The organism is Streptomyces sp. NPDC002306, from assembly GCF_053593435.1.
Map to the genome: position 1 here is coordinate 99,164 of NZ_JBSFCK010000015.1, position 14,739 is coordinate 113,902.

Annotated in this window: 13 protein-coding genes; 3 read left to right on the top strand and 10 right to left on the bottom strand. The window is 70.5% G+C overall.

Features of this window, described 5'->3' with window-relative positions; genetic code table 11:
- The first annotated feature begins 97 nt into the window (after positions 1 to 97).
- Entirely contained in the window at positions 98 to 1,453 is a 1,356-nt protein-coding gene (locus tag ACWCQK_RS26490; protein WP_451158957.1) for an MFS transporter, read from the top strand.
- A 243-nt stretch (positions 1,454 to 1,696) separates the two neighbouring features.
- Here ACWCQK_RS26490 and pqqE read toward each other — a convergent pair whose 3' ends face one another.
- The 10 genes from pqqE to ACWCQK_RS26540 all read right to left on the bottom strand — a co-directional run bounded on the left by pqqE (position 1,697) and on the right by ACWCQK_RS26540 (position 11,230).
- Entirely contained in the window at positions 1,697 to 2,803 is a 1,107-nt protein-coding gene (gene pqqE, locus ACWCQK_RS26495) for a pyrroloquinoline quinone biosynthesis protein PqqE (protein WP_451158959.1), read from the bottom strand.
- Positions 2,800 to 3,066, bottom strand: coding sequence for a pyrroloquinoline quinone biosynthesis peptide chaperone PqqD (gene pqqD / locus ACWCQK_RS26500; RefSeq protein WP_451158961.1), 267 nt, complete (start codon positions 3,064 to 3,066; stop codon positions 2,800 to 2,802). The genes pqqE and pqqD overlap by 4 nt, the downstream gene beginning before the upstream one ends.
- Entirely contained in the window at positions 3,059 to 3,823 is a 765-nt protein-coding gene (pqqC, locus tag ACWCQK_RS26505; RefSeq protein ID WP_451158963.1) for a pyrroloquinoline-quinone synthase PqqC, read from the bottom strand. Before pqqC ends, pqqD begins: the two co-directional genes overlap by 8 nt.
- Positions 3,820 to 4,719, bottom strand: a complete 900-nt coding sequence (gene pqqB / locus ACWCQK_RS26510; protein ID WP_451158965.1) for a pyrroloquinoline quinone biosynthesis protein PqqB — start codon at positions 4,717 to 4,719, stop codon at positions 3,820 to 3,822. Before pqqB ends, pqqC begins: the two co-directional genes overlap by 4 nt.
- A gap of 12 nt (positions 4,720 to 4,731) precedes the next feature.
- On the bottom strand, positions 4,732 to 4,863 hold the full coding sequence (pqqA, locus tag ACWCQK_RS26515; RefSeq protein ID WP_451158967.1) for a pyrroloquinoline quinone precursor peptide PqqA: 132 nt from the start codon (positions 4,861 to 4,863) through the stop codon (positions 4,732 to 4,734).
- Between the two features lie 79 nt (positions 4,864 to 4,942).
- Positions 4,943 to 5,923, bottom strand: a complete 981-nt coding sequence (locus ACWCQK_RS26520) for a ThuA domain-containing protein (protein ID WP_451158969.1) — start codon at positions 5,921 to 5,923, stop codon at positions 4,943 to 4,945.
- A 121-nt stretch (positions 5,924 to 6,044) separates the two neighbouring features.
- Complete coding sequence (locus ACWCQK_RS26525; protein ID WP_451158971.1) at positions 6,045 to 8,192, bottom strand: outer membrane protein assembly factor BamB family protein; 2,148 nt, start codon at positions 8,190 to 8,192, stop codon at positions 6,045 to 6,047.
- A gap of 194 nt (positions 8,193 to 8,386) precedes the next feature.
- Positions 8,387 to 9,208 (bottom strand): citryl-CoA lyase, encoded by an 822-nt coding sequence (locus ACWCQK_RS26530; protein WP_451158973.1) that lies wholly within the window; start codon positions 9,206 to 9,208, stop codon positions 8,387 to 8,389.
- The gene (locus tag ACWCQK_RS26535) at positions 9,205 to 10,413 is read right to left on the bottom strand and encodes a CaiB/BaiF CoA transferase family protein (RefSeq protein ID WP_451158975.1); all 1,209 of its coding nucleotides are present in this window, start codon (positions 10,411 to 10,413) and stop codon (positions 9,205 to 9,207) included. Before ACWCQK_RS26535 ends, ACWCQK_RS26530 begins: the two co-directional genes overlap by 4 nt.
- Positions 10,414 to 10,462: 49 nt before the next feature.
- Positions 10,463 to 11,230, bottom strand: a complete 768-nt coding sequence (locus ACWCQK_RS26540) for an IclR family transcriptional regulator (protein ID WP_451158977.1) — start codon at positions 11,228 to 11,230, stop codon at positions 10,463 to 10,465.
- 211 nt (positions 11,231 to 11,441) lie between these two features.
- On the opposite strand from ACWCQK_RS26540, the gene ACWCQK_RS26545 reads away from it, so the two are divergent.
- Both ACWCQK_RS26545 and ACWCQK_RS26550 read left to right on the top strand, forming a co-directional pair.
- A complete protein-coding gene (locus ACWCQK_RS26545; protein ID WP_451158979.1) occupies positions 11,442 to 12,944 on the top strand; it encodes an aldehyde dehydrogenase family protein in 1,503 nt (500 codons plus the stop codon).
- A complete protein-coding gene (locus ACWCQK_RS26550) occupies positions 12,941 to 14,692 on the top strand; it encodes a thiamine pyrophosphate-binding protein (protein ID WP_451158981.1) in 1,752 nt (583 codons plus the stop codon). The genes ACWCQK_RS26545 and ACWCQK_RS26550 overlap by 4 nt, the downstream gene beginning before the upstream one ends.
- The last annotated feature ends 47 nt before the right edge of the window (positions 14,693 to 14,739 follow it).

Here is a 14,739-nt window from a genome sequence, read left to right on the forward strand (position 1 = left end):
TCCCGCCTCCACCCGCCCTGTTCGCCCTGCTCGTGCGCCCGCTCCACTCGTCTGCTCACTCCGCCGCGGGTGGAGTGCCCTTCCGAAGGAGTACGCCGTGCCCGTCTCCCCCTCCCTCGGCGCAACCGCCCCGCCCGGCCGGCCGAAGAAGGCCGCGGCGGCCGCCTGGATCGGCAGCGCGCTGGAGTACTACGACTTCTTCATCTACGGCAGCGCGGCGGCACTGATTTTTCCGAAGGTCTTCTTCGACTCCTCCGACCCGGCGAACGCCACCCTGCTCTCGCTCGCCACGTTCGGCGTCGCCTACGCCGCCCGTCCGATCGGCGCGCTGTTCCTCGGCCATTTCGGCGACCGTGTGGGCCGCCGCTCGATCATGGTGTTCACGCTGATCCTGATGGGCCTGTCGACGTTCCTGATCGGCTGTCTGCCCACCCGTGCCGAAGCCGGCGCTCTCGCCCCGGCCCTCCTGGTCGCCTGCCGCGTCCTGCAGGGCATCTCGGCCGCGGGTGAACAGGCCAGCGCCAGCTCGATGACCCTGGAACACGCGCCGGAGCGGCGGCGCGGCTTCTTCACCAGCTTCACCCTCAGCGGCACCCAGGGCGGACAGCTCATCGCCACCCTCGTCTTCATCCCGGTCGCCTCGCTGCCGGAGCACCAACTCCTCACCTGGGGCTGGCGGATACCGTTCTGGGCGAGCATCGTCGTCGCCGTCGTCGGCTATCTCATCCGTCGCACGCTGGAGGAGACACCCGCCTTCGCCCGGCAGGCCGCGACCGAGGGCGTCGTACGGCTGCCGCTGGCTGTGCTGCTGCGCGAGCACTGGGCGGACGTGCTGCGGGTGATCGCGGGCGCACTGATCGCTTCCGTCTCCACGATCTTCACGGTGTGGGCGCTGGCATACGCGACCAGTGACGCGGTCGGCATGGGCCGGACCCAGATGCTGTGGGTGGGCGCGCTGGCCAACGTGGCGGCGCTCGCCGCCATCCCGCTGTGGGCCGTTCTGTCGGACCGCATCGGCCGCCGCCCGGTGTACCTGATCGGCGCCGTGGGCAGTGCTGTCGCGATGACCGGCTACCTGTGGGCGATCTCCACCGGCTCCTATGCCCTGATCTTGCTGCTCGGCATCGTCGCCTTCGGCATCGTCTACAGTGCCGCGAACGGCGTGTGGCCCTCGTTCTACGGTGAGATGTTCTCCACCCGCGTGCGGCTGTCGGGTATGGCCATAGGTACCCAGATCGGCTTCGCGGTGGCCGGATTCGCCGTCACCTTCGCCGCGGAGATCGCGGGCCCGGACGGCACCGACTGGTCGTCGGTGGCCCTGTTCACCGCGGCGCTGTGCGTCCCGCCGGTGGTGGCGGCCCTCACCGCCCGCGAGACCCACACGGTGCCCACCGAGCGCCTCGGCGAACGGGTGGCGCGGGACGCTGTCCAGCCCGTGGCAGTGACCACGTAGGCGGCCTTCTGGATCACCCGGCCGCTCCGGCGGATGCTGCCCGGAGTCCCGGCGTTCCGAGCGCCGCCGGGGCCAGGACCTTCGTCGGTGGTTCACCAGCGTCACCGTTCCCCCGTGAGGCCGGCCCGCAATACAGGACACGTCGCCTTGCGGGCCTTCGTCGACGTCCGTCATCGCCAGCCCGCAAACCTTTCGTGCGGCAGAGACGACGTGCTCGCCGTTGAGGGCTGCTCGCCGCGGCACTTACCGCGCGGTTCGCGCCTGGTATCGGCCTGTTGCTGCGGGACGGCGGGGTATGAGTGCGGGCCGGCTACCGGGGCGGGTGAGATCGATCAAGGTGGCGTGGTCCGGAGACAGTGAGCAGGCCGGGTCGGTACGGGCCGCGTCTCCGGTCAGGGCGAATGCCTGGCAGCGGCATCCTCCGAAGTCCTCGGTCCGCCGCTCGCAGCCGCGGCAGGGGTCGGGCATCCAGTCGGTGCCGCGGTAGGCGTTGAAGGCGGGTGACTCCTCCCAGATCCAGCGCAAGGGCCGGTCCGCGGCGTTGGGCGCATCGAGTCCGGGCAGTGTCGCCGCTGCCGGGCAGGGAAGGGTCGTGCCGTCCGGAGTGACGGTCAGCGACACCGCACCCCAGCCTCCCATGCAGGGCTTGGGTGTGCCGGAGAAGTAGTCGGGAACCACCCAGGTGATCTCGGGAGTGCCGTGCAGGCGTTCCCTCCAGGCTTCCACCTGTTCCCCGGCGGCGGCCAGCTGTTCACGGCTCGGCATGAGTGCGGCCCGGTTGAGCAGGCCCCAGCCGTAGAACTGTGTGTTGGCCAGTTCGACGCGGTCCGCTTTCCAGGCCACGGCGAGTTCCATCAGTGCGTCCAGGGCGTCGAGATTGTGCCGGTGCAGGACCACGTTGATGCCGAGGGGCAGGCCGCGTTCCTTGACGAGTGCCGCAGCCTGGCGTTTCGCCTCGAAAGCGGGGTGGCCGGCGAGGTCGTCGGACCGGCGTGGGTCGGCGTGCTGGACGGACAGTTGGACACTGTGGAGCCCGGCATCCGCCAGGGCATCGAGCCGTTCGGCCGACAGTCCTACTCCGCTGGTGACCAGTTGGGTGTACAGGCCCGCGCCCGCTGCGGAACGGGTGATCCGCTCAAGGTCCTTGCGCAGCAAAGGCTCGCCTCCGGAGAGGTGTGTGTGCAGGACGCCGAGATCCGCCGCCTGGCGGAAGATGCCGGCCCATTGACCGGCTGTGAGTTCCCGCGACCGGCGGGTCAGTTCCAGGGGGTTGGAACAGTAGGCGCAGTGCAGGGGGCAGGCGTGGGTGAGTTCGGAGAGCAGTGCCCAGGGCGGGGTGGGAGCCGTCATCGCAGACCGCCTTCTGTACGGAGGTTGTGCAGGAACGAGATGACGTCGTCGCGGATCGTGTGCTGTACGGGATCCGGCGCGAGGGCGGCGATGATCTCGTCGACGGTGCGGGTACCGTCGACGAGATCGAGGACTGCCCGGCCGGAGCCGTGCAGGACGATGACCCGTTCGGGCAGGAGCAGGACGTGGGTGTCGCGCACCTGGTCGTGGCGCAGGCGGGCGGCGGGTGGCAGGCGGGGGCGCCAGGTGGATGGGTCAGGCATTGCGGCGGTCCTGGTCGGCGGCCCCTTGGACACTGTCGAGCAGGCTCCACAGGACGTCGCACTTGAAGGACAGTGCGGCCAGGGCCTGGTGCTGCTGCTCGCGGGTGACGGACCACGCGCGTACCCAGCCCAGGGCTTCGCTTCCGTCGCGCCGGCCCTGGGGAACGCGGCCTCGGAAGTAGGACAGGCCGTCGGACGTGATCCAGGGGTAGTGCAGGGGGAAGGTCTCCAGGCGCGTCAGCATGATCGACGGAGCGCAGAGCTCCGTCAGGGACGAGGCGACGGCTTCCAGCACAGTGGCGTTGCGGCAGAAGTTGACGTAGCCGTCCACGGCCAGCCGGACGCCGGGCAGGAGGTGCCGATGCTCGAGCAGCTCCTCCCGCCGGAGGCCGACGGCCTCGCCGAGCCGGAGCCATCTCTCGATGCCGCCGTCCTGATCGGTGTGTCCGTCGTGGTCCTGGATGCGTCGGAGCCAGGACCGGCGTTGCGCGGGCAGGGGGAGTTTGCTCAGGATGAGAGCGTCCTTGATGGGGATGTTGCACTGGTAGTAGAAGCGGTTGGCGACCCAGGTGCGCAGCTCGGCCGGTGTCAGCCGGCCTCGGTGCATGCGCTGGTTGAAGGGGTGGCGGTCGTGGTAGCGGCCGACCGCCAGTTCCCGCAGGCGGCGTTCCAGTTCCTCCGCGGTCCAGGGTGCCGGGCCCTCTTCGGTGGTGCGGTGGTGGGTGCCGAGCGCGGTGCCGGGTGCGGTCGTGGTCATAGGGACACCACCATCCTGTCTGCGGCGACGCCCAGGCCCAGGCCGGCGAGCCGTTCGTGTGCGGGATCGTCCGGGTCGACCAGAGGATTGCTGTTGTTGAGGTGGGTGTAGAGGATCTGTCCGCCGCTTCCTTCGAGGCGGGGGGCGGTGCCGTGCGGGCCTTCGATGGGCAGGTGCCCCATGGCGGAGGCGGTGCGCCGGGAGAAGCCTGTGCGGCGGGGCTCGTCGTCCCTGAGGAACGTTCCGTCGATCAGGACGCAGTGCGCGGCGGCGATCTCGTCGTCGAGGCGGTCGCTCCAGTGCGCGAGGGCCGGCGCGTACAGTGCCGTCTTCTCGGTGGCGGGGTCGTGGACTTTGAGAGCGACGCTCCAGGCCGGGTGTGCGGGTTCGTCGGCGGCGTAGCGGGGGCGCTTGGCGGACAGCGGGACCGCGCTGACGTGGAGTCCGCCTAGGTCCGTGGGGTGTTCGGCTCCGGCGAGGGGAAGGCCGTACCAGTTCAGCGCGGTGTAGGGGGAAAGGATCTCGTCGAGGGCCAGACGTGTGGTCAGGGCTTTGCGCACGGGTTCGGTGCACCAGATGTCGATGCGGGAGGCTTCCCTGAGCCGCAGGAGGCCGAGGGTGTGATCGAGTTCGGCGTCGGTGAGAACGACGCGTACGACGGGCGTGCGTTCCTGTCCGGCGTCGGGTCTGAGGCTGGGGTGGCTTTCGAGCTGCTCGGCGATGTCCGGTGTGGCATTGGCGAGGAACCAGGTCCCTGAGTCCGCCGGTCGGAGGGCCAGTCCGTCGTGGAGGCGTCGGCGTGAGGGGTTTCGGCGTGTCCCGGTGCAGCCGGGGCACGCGCAGTTCCACTGAGGTATGCCACCACCGGCTGCTGTGCCGAGGACGCGCAGCAGCACGGCGGCGTCCCCCTACTTCGTGCGCAGCGAGTAGGCGGTCACTTCGAGGGCGGTGTCGACCACCGTGAAGTCGGGGCTCTGCCAGTCCGCGGGGGTCTGGGCCGCCGGCTCGGTCGGGTGCTGGGTGGGGGTCTCGTCGCGCATGGTGATCTTGCCTTCCTTCAGGGAGGGGTGAGGGCGCCGTGGTGGGCGCCCGGAGCCGGCCGACCGTTGCGGCCGGAGGTCACTTGCAGAACGGCGCCTTGCCCATGGCGGATTCGATGCCGCCGAGGAGGAGCTTCTGGAACTCGGCGGCGCCCGCGAAGGAGCCGTCGGTGGAGAAGTCCTTGGCGTCGTGGCCGAGCGTGGTCAGCCAGGCGCGGCCGCCGTCGTAGTACTGGCACCACGCGACGGGGTGGTTCCTGCCGTGCCCGGGATGGTTGTAGTTGCCGGCCACGCCCTTGGCGAGGGTGCTCTCGTCGACATCGGCCAGGACACGCACCCGCGTCGGCGCGGGGACGAGGTTGTACCACTCGTCGGAGAAATTCCACCTGGAGGGCAGCGACTTCGTGGAGGCGTCCTTGCGGTCGACGGTCTCGACCGTGCCGGGCTGTGCGGGGCCGTGGTCGTAGAAGTTGGCGTTGCCGAGCAGTCCCTCGTACCAGGGCCAGTTGTATTCGGTGCCGAACGCGTTGTGGACGCCGACGAATCCGCCGCCGCCGCGGACGTACTGCCGAAGCGAGGTCTGGGCCGCGTCGTCGAGGGCATCACGGCTGGTGGAGTAGAAGATGACCGCGTTGTACTTGAACAGGGTCGCGGGTGAGGCCAGTTGGGATACGTCCTCGGTGTAGTCGACCTGGAAGCCGTTGTCGGCGCCCAGCTTGAGCACGGCCTTCTGGACGACGTGGGCGTCGGTGAGGGGCGGGTTCAGGCCCGTGGCGAGCGCCGGGCCGAGGTTGGCGTGGCGGGGGCCCGCGGTGCGGGTGTAGAGCAGGACTTTGAAGCCCTTGGTGGTGTCGAAGTTGCCCCAGTTGTGGTAGCAGCGGGCGTCGATGCCGCGGCACACGCCGTAGTCGGGGTCGCCGAGTTCCTGGGCGCCCTGGCCGATGCGGCCCTGCGCCATGCTGAGGGTGCCGGTGGCCACCAGGGCGACGGTGATGCCGACGGTCGTGGCGGCGCTGGTGAGTGCTGCATGCAGCGGACGCATGCGGAATCTGGCTCTCATGTGGCGTCCTTACCTCGTTCGGAAGAGCGTGGCGGGCGGCCTGGCGGGGTGGGGGCTGGGCCAGGAGGCGCGCAGGGCTGCCGCAAAGCCGCTACGAGAGTGCGGTGCGGTGGGCGGGCTGTTAGCGGACGACGATCTTGCCGGTGTTCTGCGGGGCGATCGGGTCGTTGTAGAAGTACTCGCCGGGGGTGTTGAAGGTGTACGCGTAGGACTGGCCCGGCATGAGGAGCCCGGTGTCGAACTCGGCCTCGAAGAAGGAGACCGCGCCGTGCGCGGACTTGTTGTCCGCGGGGTTGACGAAGGTGATGGTGGTGCCCTGGGCGATGCTCAGATGCTGCGGTGCCATGGCGTTCTGGGCCACGAGGTTCTCGGTGGCGCCGGGGGTGTTCTTCGCGTTGTCCCAGGTCCTGCCCAACGTGATGGTGTTCTTGGCGGTGTCGCCGGTCACGGCGGCGGTCCGGATCTGGTTGCGCTTGGACGGCGGGGTGGGCGCGGCGGCCGGCTTCACCGTGCCGCCGAGCTTGAACGCCCACAGGTGGTCGCCCCTGGGGATGTCCGGGTAGGGCAGGCCGTTTCCGCCGGCGAGCACGGCGATGTACTGCTCGCCGTCGATCTCGTAGGTCAGCGGGTTGGTGTTGACGCCGGCGCCGCACTGCCAGGTCCACAGTTCGCTGCCGTCGCGGTCGTCGAGGGCGGTGAGGACGCCGTCGGGGCGGCCCTGGAAGAGCACGCCGCCGGCGGTGCTGAGGACGCCGTTGCCGTGGGCGAGGGACCACTCACCCTCCTGGCGCCAGGCCACGGTGTTGGTGCGCGGGTCGACGGCGGCGAGTCCGCCGGCGAAGTACTCGCCGAGGGGCCGTGCGGTGTTGACGCGGCCGCCGTGGGTGTTGGAGTAGGCGGAGTTGATGAGGCCGTAGCCGACGTAGACCAGGCCGGTGCGGTGGCTGAAGGACGGGGAGGACCAGTCGGCGCCGCCGCCCGCGCCGGGGAAGATGATCGTCGCGCGGTCCCAGTGGGCCTCGAAGAGGCCCCCGGTGGGATAGAAGGGCACCGGCCGGGTGGCCTTGTCGAGACGCGGCTCGGTCTCGACGAAGGGCTCGCCGCCGGGGAACGGCTGGGTGGGGGCGGTCTTCTGGGCCGCGTGCTGCGGCACCGGACGCTCCTGCATGCCGTGGATCGGCCTGCCGGTGGCCCGGTCGAGCATGTAGTACATGCCCGTCTTGCTGCCGTAGACGACGATCTTGCGCTTCTTGCCGTTGACCAGGATGTCGGCGAGGACGGGGGACATGACACCGTCGTAGTCCCAGATGTCGTGGTGCACGGACTGGAAGTGCCAGCGCCTCTCGCCGGTCTTGGCGTCCATGGCGACCAGGCAGTTGGCGAAGAGGTTGTCGCCGCCGCGGGTGGAGCCGTCCGTGCGCGGATAGGGGTTGCCGAACGTCCAGTAGACGATGCCCAGTTCGGGGTCGACGGCGGGGTGGATCCAGCAGACGGCGCCCCCGGTCTTCCAGGTGTCGCCCTCCCAGGTGTCGTGGCCGTACTCCCCCGGGCCCGGAGTGCCCCAGAAGACCCAGGCGACCTCGCCGGTGCGGGCGTCGAGGGCGTAGGCGCGGCCGCGGGCGCCCGCGGTGCTGCCCTGGGTGCCGATGTAGACGAGCCCGTCCCAGTACACGGCGGCTCCGGCGAGGCCGCCCTTGCTGCCGCCGCACTGGCCGGACGCCGGGTCGCAGTCCGGGTCGCCCTGGTCCTCGACCATCAGTTCGCGGCTCCACACGACGGCGCCGGTCTTCTGGTGGAGAGCGAGGACCTTGTTGTCGCCGGAGATGGTGAACGCGAGGCCTTCGCCGAGGGCGAGGCCGCGCATGTTGGTGGTGTCGGTGCCGACGTTCGTCTTCCACTTCACCTGACCGGTGCGGCCGTCGACGGCGAAGACGTTCTGCTGGGTGGTGGCCAGGTAGAGCACGCCGTCCTGGGCGATGACGGCGCACTGCTGGGCGGAGGAGGTGGAGGCGTTCTCCAGGTTGATGTGCCAGGCGCCGCCGAGCTTGCGGACGTTGCCGGCGGTGATCTTCCGGAGCGAGGAGTAGCTGTGGTTGCCGAGGTTGCCGCCGGCCTTGGGGTAGTTCGCGCCGGTGGCGGCGTGGGCCTGGTCGGGTACCGGCCGCGCCAGGCCGTCGGCTGTGTCGGCCTGGGCGGGTGTGCCGTGGAGCAGGGCGACGGTGGTGGCTGTTCCGGCCGCGGTCGAGGTGAGAAAGCTGCGTCTGTCCATGGTCCCTCTTTCATGACGAGTCCTGAAATACCCGTCAGTGGCGGGGCTGCGGAGTCTCAGGTGGGGGGAGGGAAGCTGCGAGGCGGATCATGGTCCGCTGTACGGTTCGGATGGTCCGTACGATGGTTGCCGATTGGCGGAAAGCTACGTTAGGGATGCGCTGGGGGTGTGGCAAGAGCTCTGACGCGGATTGCTCACGCGTCTTTCGGCTGGGGCAGACGCGCCGGCAGCATGGTGCGCGGGATCGGGCCCTTGTTGCGGCGGCCCTGCCCGCTCTCCTCCCACGCGTGGGCGAGGATGCCCACCGAGCGGCTGAGGACGAACAGGCCGCGGGCGAGTGGGGCGCGAAAGCCCAGCTCGGCGTAGATGACGGCGGTGGCGCCGTCGATGTTCATCGGCACGGGCCGGGCGCCGGCTCGGCGTCTTTTGAGGATGTCCTCGACGCAGAGGGCGGCGCTCAGGAAGTCGCCGCCGACGACGTTGTCGGAGACCGCCTGCTGGACCAGACGGATCAGCGGATCGCGCCGCGGGTCGACGGGGTGGAAGCGGTGGCCGAAGCCCGGAAGGTAGCGCGAGCGGCTCTGCCAGTCGGCCATGACGTCCTGGGCCGCCTGCCGCCAGGTGACGCCGGAGGCGTGCAGGTCGCGGATGTCGGTGAGCATCTCCACGCACTGCTGGCCGGCTCCGCCGTGGGCGTCGCCCAGCATGTTCACGCCGGTGGCGATGGCGTTGTTGAGGCCGACCCCGCAGGTCGCCGCCATGCGGGCGGCCGCGATGGACGGGGCCTGGGGCCCGTGGTCGACGCCGGCGACCAAGGCCGCTTCGAGCAGGGCCGATTCGCGTGGCGTGGGTGTGGTCGCGCGCAGCATCAGCCAGATGACGTCGACCAGGCCGACGGTGCCGATGAGGTCCTGCACCGGGTGGTCGCGCAGTTCGATGCTGCCGGGCTCGATGTGGCTGACCGCGGTGGCCCACCACTGTGCGGCCTCACCGGCGTCGTGGGGAACGCTGGTCATGACGCGGCGGCCTCTCCGGCCGGCTGGGCGGCCGCGTCGAGCCAGCGGCTCGCGATCTCCTCGCGGTGGACGTTGTGTTCGCCCAGCAGCGGCGGCGGAGAGGGCGGCCCGAAGGCTTCCCCGTCGACCAGAACGCCGTTGCCCACGACGTGCAAGGACTGTCCGGGACGTCCTGGATGGCTGAGAGGGGTGATGAAGTTCCGATGGGCCAGTTGCGGCTGGCCCAGGGCCTGGGGCACGGTGAGCACCCGGGCCGCGGGCACACCGGCGGCGTTCAGGTCGCGCTCCCAGTCGGCGGCCGGACGGCTCGACAGTGCCGCGTTCAGGGCGGTGTTGAGCTCGTCGCGATGAAGCTTGCGCTGTTCCCGTTCGCCGAAACGGTCATCAGTGATCAGTTCTGGCGCGCCGGCCAGCCGGCACAGCGCTTCGAACTGGCGCTGCTGGTTCGCCGCGATGTTGAGCGGTCCGTCCAGGGCGTGGAAGGTGCCGGAGGGGGCCGCGGTGGGGTTCTGGTCACTGAGCGGTTCGGGTGGGATTCCGCTGACCAGGTAGTTGGAGACGGCCCAGCCCATGGTGGACAGCGACGCCTCCAGCATGGAGATGTCGAGGCGGCTGCCGTGCCCGGTGCGTTCACGATGCAGGAGAGCGGCGCTGATGGCGAAGGCGGCCATCAGGCCGCCGGTGGTGTCACAGACGGGGAAGCCCACGCGCTGGGGCGCGGTCTCGGGTGTGCCGGTGATGCTCATCATGCCGGTGAGACCCTGGACGATCTGGTCGTACGCGGGTGCGTCGCTCATCGGGCCGTCCTGTCCGAAGCCGGAGATGGAGCAGTAGACGAGACGCTCGTTGAGCTGGGCGAGGCGTTGCGCACCGTAGCCCATCCTGTCCAGGACACCTGCCCGGAAGTTCTCCAGCAGCACGTCCGCCGCGGACAGGAGCCGTTCGAAGAGTGCCCGGTCGGCGGTGTCCTTGAGATCGAGTTCCAGGGAGGACTTGCCCGCGTTCTGGGCGAGGAAGGACGCCCCGACACCGTCCCGGTTGAGGGAAGGATCGGGGCCCAGGTTCCGGGCCAGGTCGCCGTGGCCCGGACGCTCGATCTTGACCACTTCGGCGCCCATGAGCATGAGCTGGTAGCTGCAGTAGGGACCTGCCAGCACGTTCGTGAGATCCAGAACGCGTATTCCGTCCAGTGGGCGAACGGGCATATGACGTCTCCTTCCAGCGGCGCCTGCTGCGGCGCCGCTGCCGGCGTGGTTAGGTGCGCGGCCCCAGGGGGTGGCGGAAGCCCTGCGAGGCGATGCGTGCGGCCGTCTCGCGCAGGTCGTCCGCGAACACCGCGATGTCCTGCTCCGTGATGCGCGCACTGGGGCCGCTCAGCGAAAGGGAGGCGACCGTGACACCCGACTGGGTGCGGATGGGCACGGCGACGGCCGTGAGGCCGATGTCGCGCTCGCCGTGGCTGGTGGCGTACCCCCGGCTCGCGGCCTCGTCGGCCCACAGCCGCAGTTGCTGCACATGGGCCACGCCGTGTGGGGAGGCGGCCGCGACCCGCTGCAGCAGCCCGTCGGTGGCCCCGATGAGCAGCACTTTGGACGAAGCGCCGGCCCACAGTGGCAGTTCGTCGCCGACGCGCACCACGTGCCGCAGCGGCTGAGGGCTTTCCTGCTGGGCGACGCAGACACGGTGGATGTCGCGGCGGATCATCAGATTCGCCGTCTCGCCGCGCCGGTCGACCAGTTCACGCAACAGCTTCTGCGTGTCCGGCGGCAGTTCCCAGCTGGTGTGGGCCAGATGGGCCCAGCGCCACAGGCCGGGCCCGGCGGTGTAGCCCCCCGGCGTCGCCCATAGCAGTCCGTACTGCTCCAGCGTCTGGACGAGGCGCACCACGGTGGTTTTGGGCAGGCCGGTCGCATCGACCATGTCCTTGAGCGGAACGGTGGGCTGATCTTCGGTCAGCAGCGACAGGATGTCCAGAGCCCGGCGCACGCTGCGTACGCCGCTCGGTCCTTGCTCCGCGTCCATGCGCTCTCCTTCGTCAGTGGTCGGCCGCTCGGCCCGTTGCCGGGCGCGGCACTCGAGGGGACAGCTTCCACCAGCCAAGGTCCATTCGAAAACCGCTGGCTTCAACTTCCTCACGCCGACCTATTGCCACGGCCTCTCGGCGCCCGTACGTTACACGCCAGTCCACAGAGCAGTCCACGGAAACCATCAGATGGTTTTTTCTGGAGACGTGATGCTGCAAGACCTCCTCAAGGCCGCCGACCAGAACGACGTGGCCGAGGCCCTCCCCTACCTCGCCGGATGCTGGGGCGGCGAAGGCCCTCCCACGGACCGCACCGGCCCCTATCTGCGGCGCACCGTCAGCCGCGCCCCCGCCGCGACCGAGCGTGAGATCGACACCGCGCTCGCGCAGGCCGGCCGCTACGCACGGCAGATGGCCGACCTCGCGCCCGCCGCCCGCGCCGACATCCTGGAGGCCGCGTCACGCGACGCGCTCGCCCACCGCGACCGGCTCGCTCGCCTGCTCGCCCTGGAGCTGGGCAAACCCGTCAAGGACAGCCGCACCGAGATCGAACGGGTGGCCTCGACGTTCGCGGTGTGCGCGGCCGAGGCCCGGCGCGTCGACGGTGAGACCCTGCCCGTGGCCGGCTGGAACACCGGCATCGGCACCACCGCCTTCACCTACCGGGCGCCCGCCGGAGTGGCTCTGGCCATCACCCCGTTCAACGCGCCGGCCAACCTCCTCGCCCACAAGCTCGGTGCCTCCTTCGCGGCGGGCAACACCACCTTGGTCAAGGCCCCGCCGCAGGCGCCCGCCGTCTCGGCCGCCGTCGTCGCCCTGCTCCTGGACAGCGGCATGCCCCACCAGGCGGTCCAGCTGCTGCACGGCGGCGGTGATGTCGGCGCCGCCCTGTGCGCGGCCGACCCGGTCAGCGTCATCAGCTTCACCGGCAGCGCCGACACGGGTGCCGCCGTGGCCCGCGCCGCGGGCCGCAAGCGGCTCGCCCTGGAACTGGGCGGCAACGCCGCCACGATCGTGTGCGAGGACGCCGACGCCGCCGCGGCCGCCCGGATCTGCGCCCGCACCGGATACAGCAACTCCGGTCAGAGCTGCATCTCCGTACAGCGTGTCTACGTCCACCGGTCCCACTACACCGAGTTCCTCGACGCCTTCACCGCGGCAGTCGACGCCCTGGTCGTCGGTGATCCTCTCGACGACCGCACGGATGTCGGTTCCATGGTCGACGAGAACGCGGCCGAACGCGTGGTGGCCTGGTCCGACGAGGCACGCCGGCTGGGCGCGAGGGTGATCCGCGGCGGCACCCGTGACGGCGCCACCGCCGCCCCGACCATCGTCGCCGACCCGCCCGTCCACGCCTCCGTGGTCGTGCACGAGGTGTTCGGCGCACTGGTCGCCGTCCTGCCCTTCGACGACTTCGACACCGTTCTCGATCAGTGCAACGCCAGCCGGTACGGACTGCAGGCCGGCCTGTTCACCCACGACATCACCCGCATCCTCACCGCCTGGCGGCGCCTGGAGGTCGGCGGACTGATCGTGAACGGGACCTCCAACTTCCGCCTCGACCATGTCCCGTTCGGCGGTGTGAAGGACTCCGGCTTCGGCCGCGAGGCCCCTCGGTGGCTGATCGAGGACTACACCGTCGTCAAGACCCTCGTCCTGCGCGGACTGTCCATCTGGGGCGACAGCCGCGAGCTGCCCAAGGAGAACCCGTGACCACTGTGACCGCCGCCGAGGCACTCGTCGCCCAACTCGAGTCCTACGGCGTGGAGTACGTCTTCGGCACCTGCGGGCACACCAACATCGCCCTACTCGACGCGCTCGGCCCCAGCTCGGTCGAGTTCGTGATCGCCCGGCACGAGCAGGCCGCGGCCCACGCCGCCGACGGCTTCGCCCGGGCCACCGGCCGCCCCGGAGTGCTGCTCACCCATGTGGGGCCGGGCATGATGAACGCCGTCACCGGCGTCGCCACGGCCGCCCTGGACTCCGTGCCGCTGGTCGTCATCACCGGCGACATCCCCTCCTACTACTACGGGCGGCACCCGCACCAGGAGGTCAACCTCCATGCCGACGCCGACCAGACCGCGATCTACCGGCCCTTCTGCAAGCGCACCTGGGAGGTCCAGCGGGTCCAGGACATCCCCCGCGTCACCGAACGGGCCTTCTTCACCGCCGCCGGCGGCCGGCCCGGCACTGTTCTGATCAATGTTCCGATGGATCTGTTCAACCGGCCGGTCGCGCCCTACGACGGCGGCCATCCGCTGCCCGGACACCTCGGCCGCCCCGGCCTGGACGCGGAGACCGCCGACCGGATCGCCCAGGAACTGCTGCGGGCGCAGCGGCCTCTGATCTACTTCGGCGGCGGCCTGCGCGGCCCCCGGGCGCGCGCCGAACTGCTGGCCCTCGCCGAGCACCTCGACATCCCACTCGCCCACTCCCTGATGGGCAAGGGCGTCGTCTCCGACCGTCATCCCCTGCTGCTGGGCATGCCCGGCTTCTGGGGACTGGACAGCACCCACGAACACACCAAGGGCGCCGATGTCGTCCTGGCGCTGGCCACCCGCTTCGCCGAGACCGACGCCAGCTCCTGGGACGCGACGTACACCTGGAACTTCCCGCCGAGCCGGCTGATACAGATCGACATCGACCCCGCCGAGATCGGCCGCAACTACCCCGTGCACATCGGTGCCGTGGCCGATGTGGAACTCGCCCTGGAGAACATCGGTGCGGCGGTCCGGGCCCGCCGGAGCACGCCCGTCTCGCGTCCGGGCCTGCGCGAGAGCATCGCCGCCGCGCGAACCGCCGTGTTCGACGCGGCACGCGAGGCCGGCCGCAGCGACAATTTCCCGCTGCGGCCCCAGCGCATCCTGGCCGACCTGCGCGAGGCCCTGCCGCACGACGCGATCCTGGTCACCGACGTCGGCTGGAACAAGAACGGCGTCGCACAGTGCTACGAACTGCCGGAGGAAGGCCGCTTCATCACGCCGGGAGGCGCCTCCACCATGGGCTTCGGCCCGGCCGCGGCCGTCGGCGTGCAGATCGCCGAGCCCGGGCGCGTCGTGGTCGCCCTCATCGGTGACGGCGGCATGAGCGCCCAGCTGCCCGCGGTCCCCATGGCGGTCGAGCAGGGCGCACCCGTCATCTTCGTGGTGATGAACAACCGCGCCCACGGGACCATCGCCGACCTGCAGGCCTCGTCCTTCGGGCGTTCCTACGGCTGCGAGTTCACCGACGCCGAGGGCCGGCCCTACAGCCCGGACTTCGCCCGGTACGGCGAGTCCTGCGGCGCCGACGGCTACCACGTCACCGCACCCGGCGACCTGCGCAAGGCGCTCGACGACGCCATCGCCCGCCGCCGCCCGGCCGTCCTCGACGTCCCCATGGTCAATGAGCCGGTACCCACCCCCGGCCACTGGAACATCAAGGACATCTACGCCGGCCGCTTCCCCGCCGACATCCGCTGATCCCCCTTCCTGCAACGCCCGCCGGCCCCGGCAGCACGGGCCGGCGG

Coding starts and splice junctions, on each gene's coding strand:
- pqqE (WP_451158959.1), bottom strand. CDS start 2,803: ATGACGGCTCCCACCCCGCCCTGGGCACTGCTCTCCGAACTCACCCAC.
- pqqD (WP_451158961.1), bottom strand. CDS start 3,066: ATGCCTGACCCATCCACCTGGCGCCCCCGCCTGCCACCCGCCGCCCGC.
- pqqC (WP_451158963.1), bottom strand. CDS start 3,823: ATGACCACGACCGCACCCGGCACCGCGCTCGGCACCCACCACCGCACC.
- pqqA (WP_451158967.1), bottom strand. CDS start 4,863: ATGCGCGACGAGACCCCCACCCAGCACCCGACCGAGCCGGCGGCCCAG.
- ACWCQK_RS26520 (WP_451158969.1), bottom strand. CDS start 5,923: ATGAGAGCCAGATTCCGCATGCGTCCGCTGCATGCAGCACTCACCAGC.
- ACWCQK_RS26525 (WP_451158971.1), bottom strand. CDS start 8,192: ATGGACAGACGCAGCTTTCTCACCTCGACCGCGGCCGGAACAGCCACC.
- ACWCQK_RS26530 (WP_451158973.1), bottom strand. CDS start 9,208: ATGACCAGCGTTCCCCACGACGCCGGTGAGGCCGCACAGTGGTGGGCC.
- ACWCQK_RS26535 (WP_451158975.1), bottom strand. CDS start 10,413: ATGCCCGTTCGCCCACTGGACGGAATACGCGTTCTGGATCTCACGAAC.
- ACWCQK_RS26540 (WP_451158977.1), bottom strand. CDS start 11,230: ATGGACGCGGAGCAAGGACCGAGCGGCGTACGCAGCGTGCGCCGGGCT.
- ACWCQK_RS26545 (WP_451158979.1), top strand. CDS start 11,442: ATGCTGCAAGACCTCCTCAAGGCCGCCGACCAGAACGACGTGGCCGAG.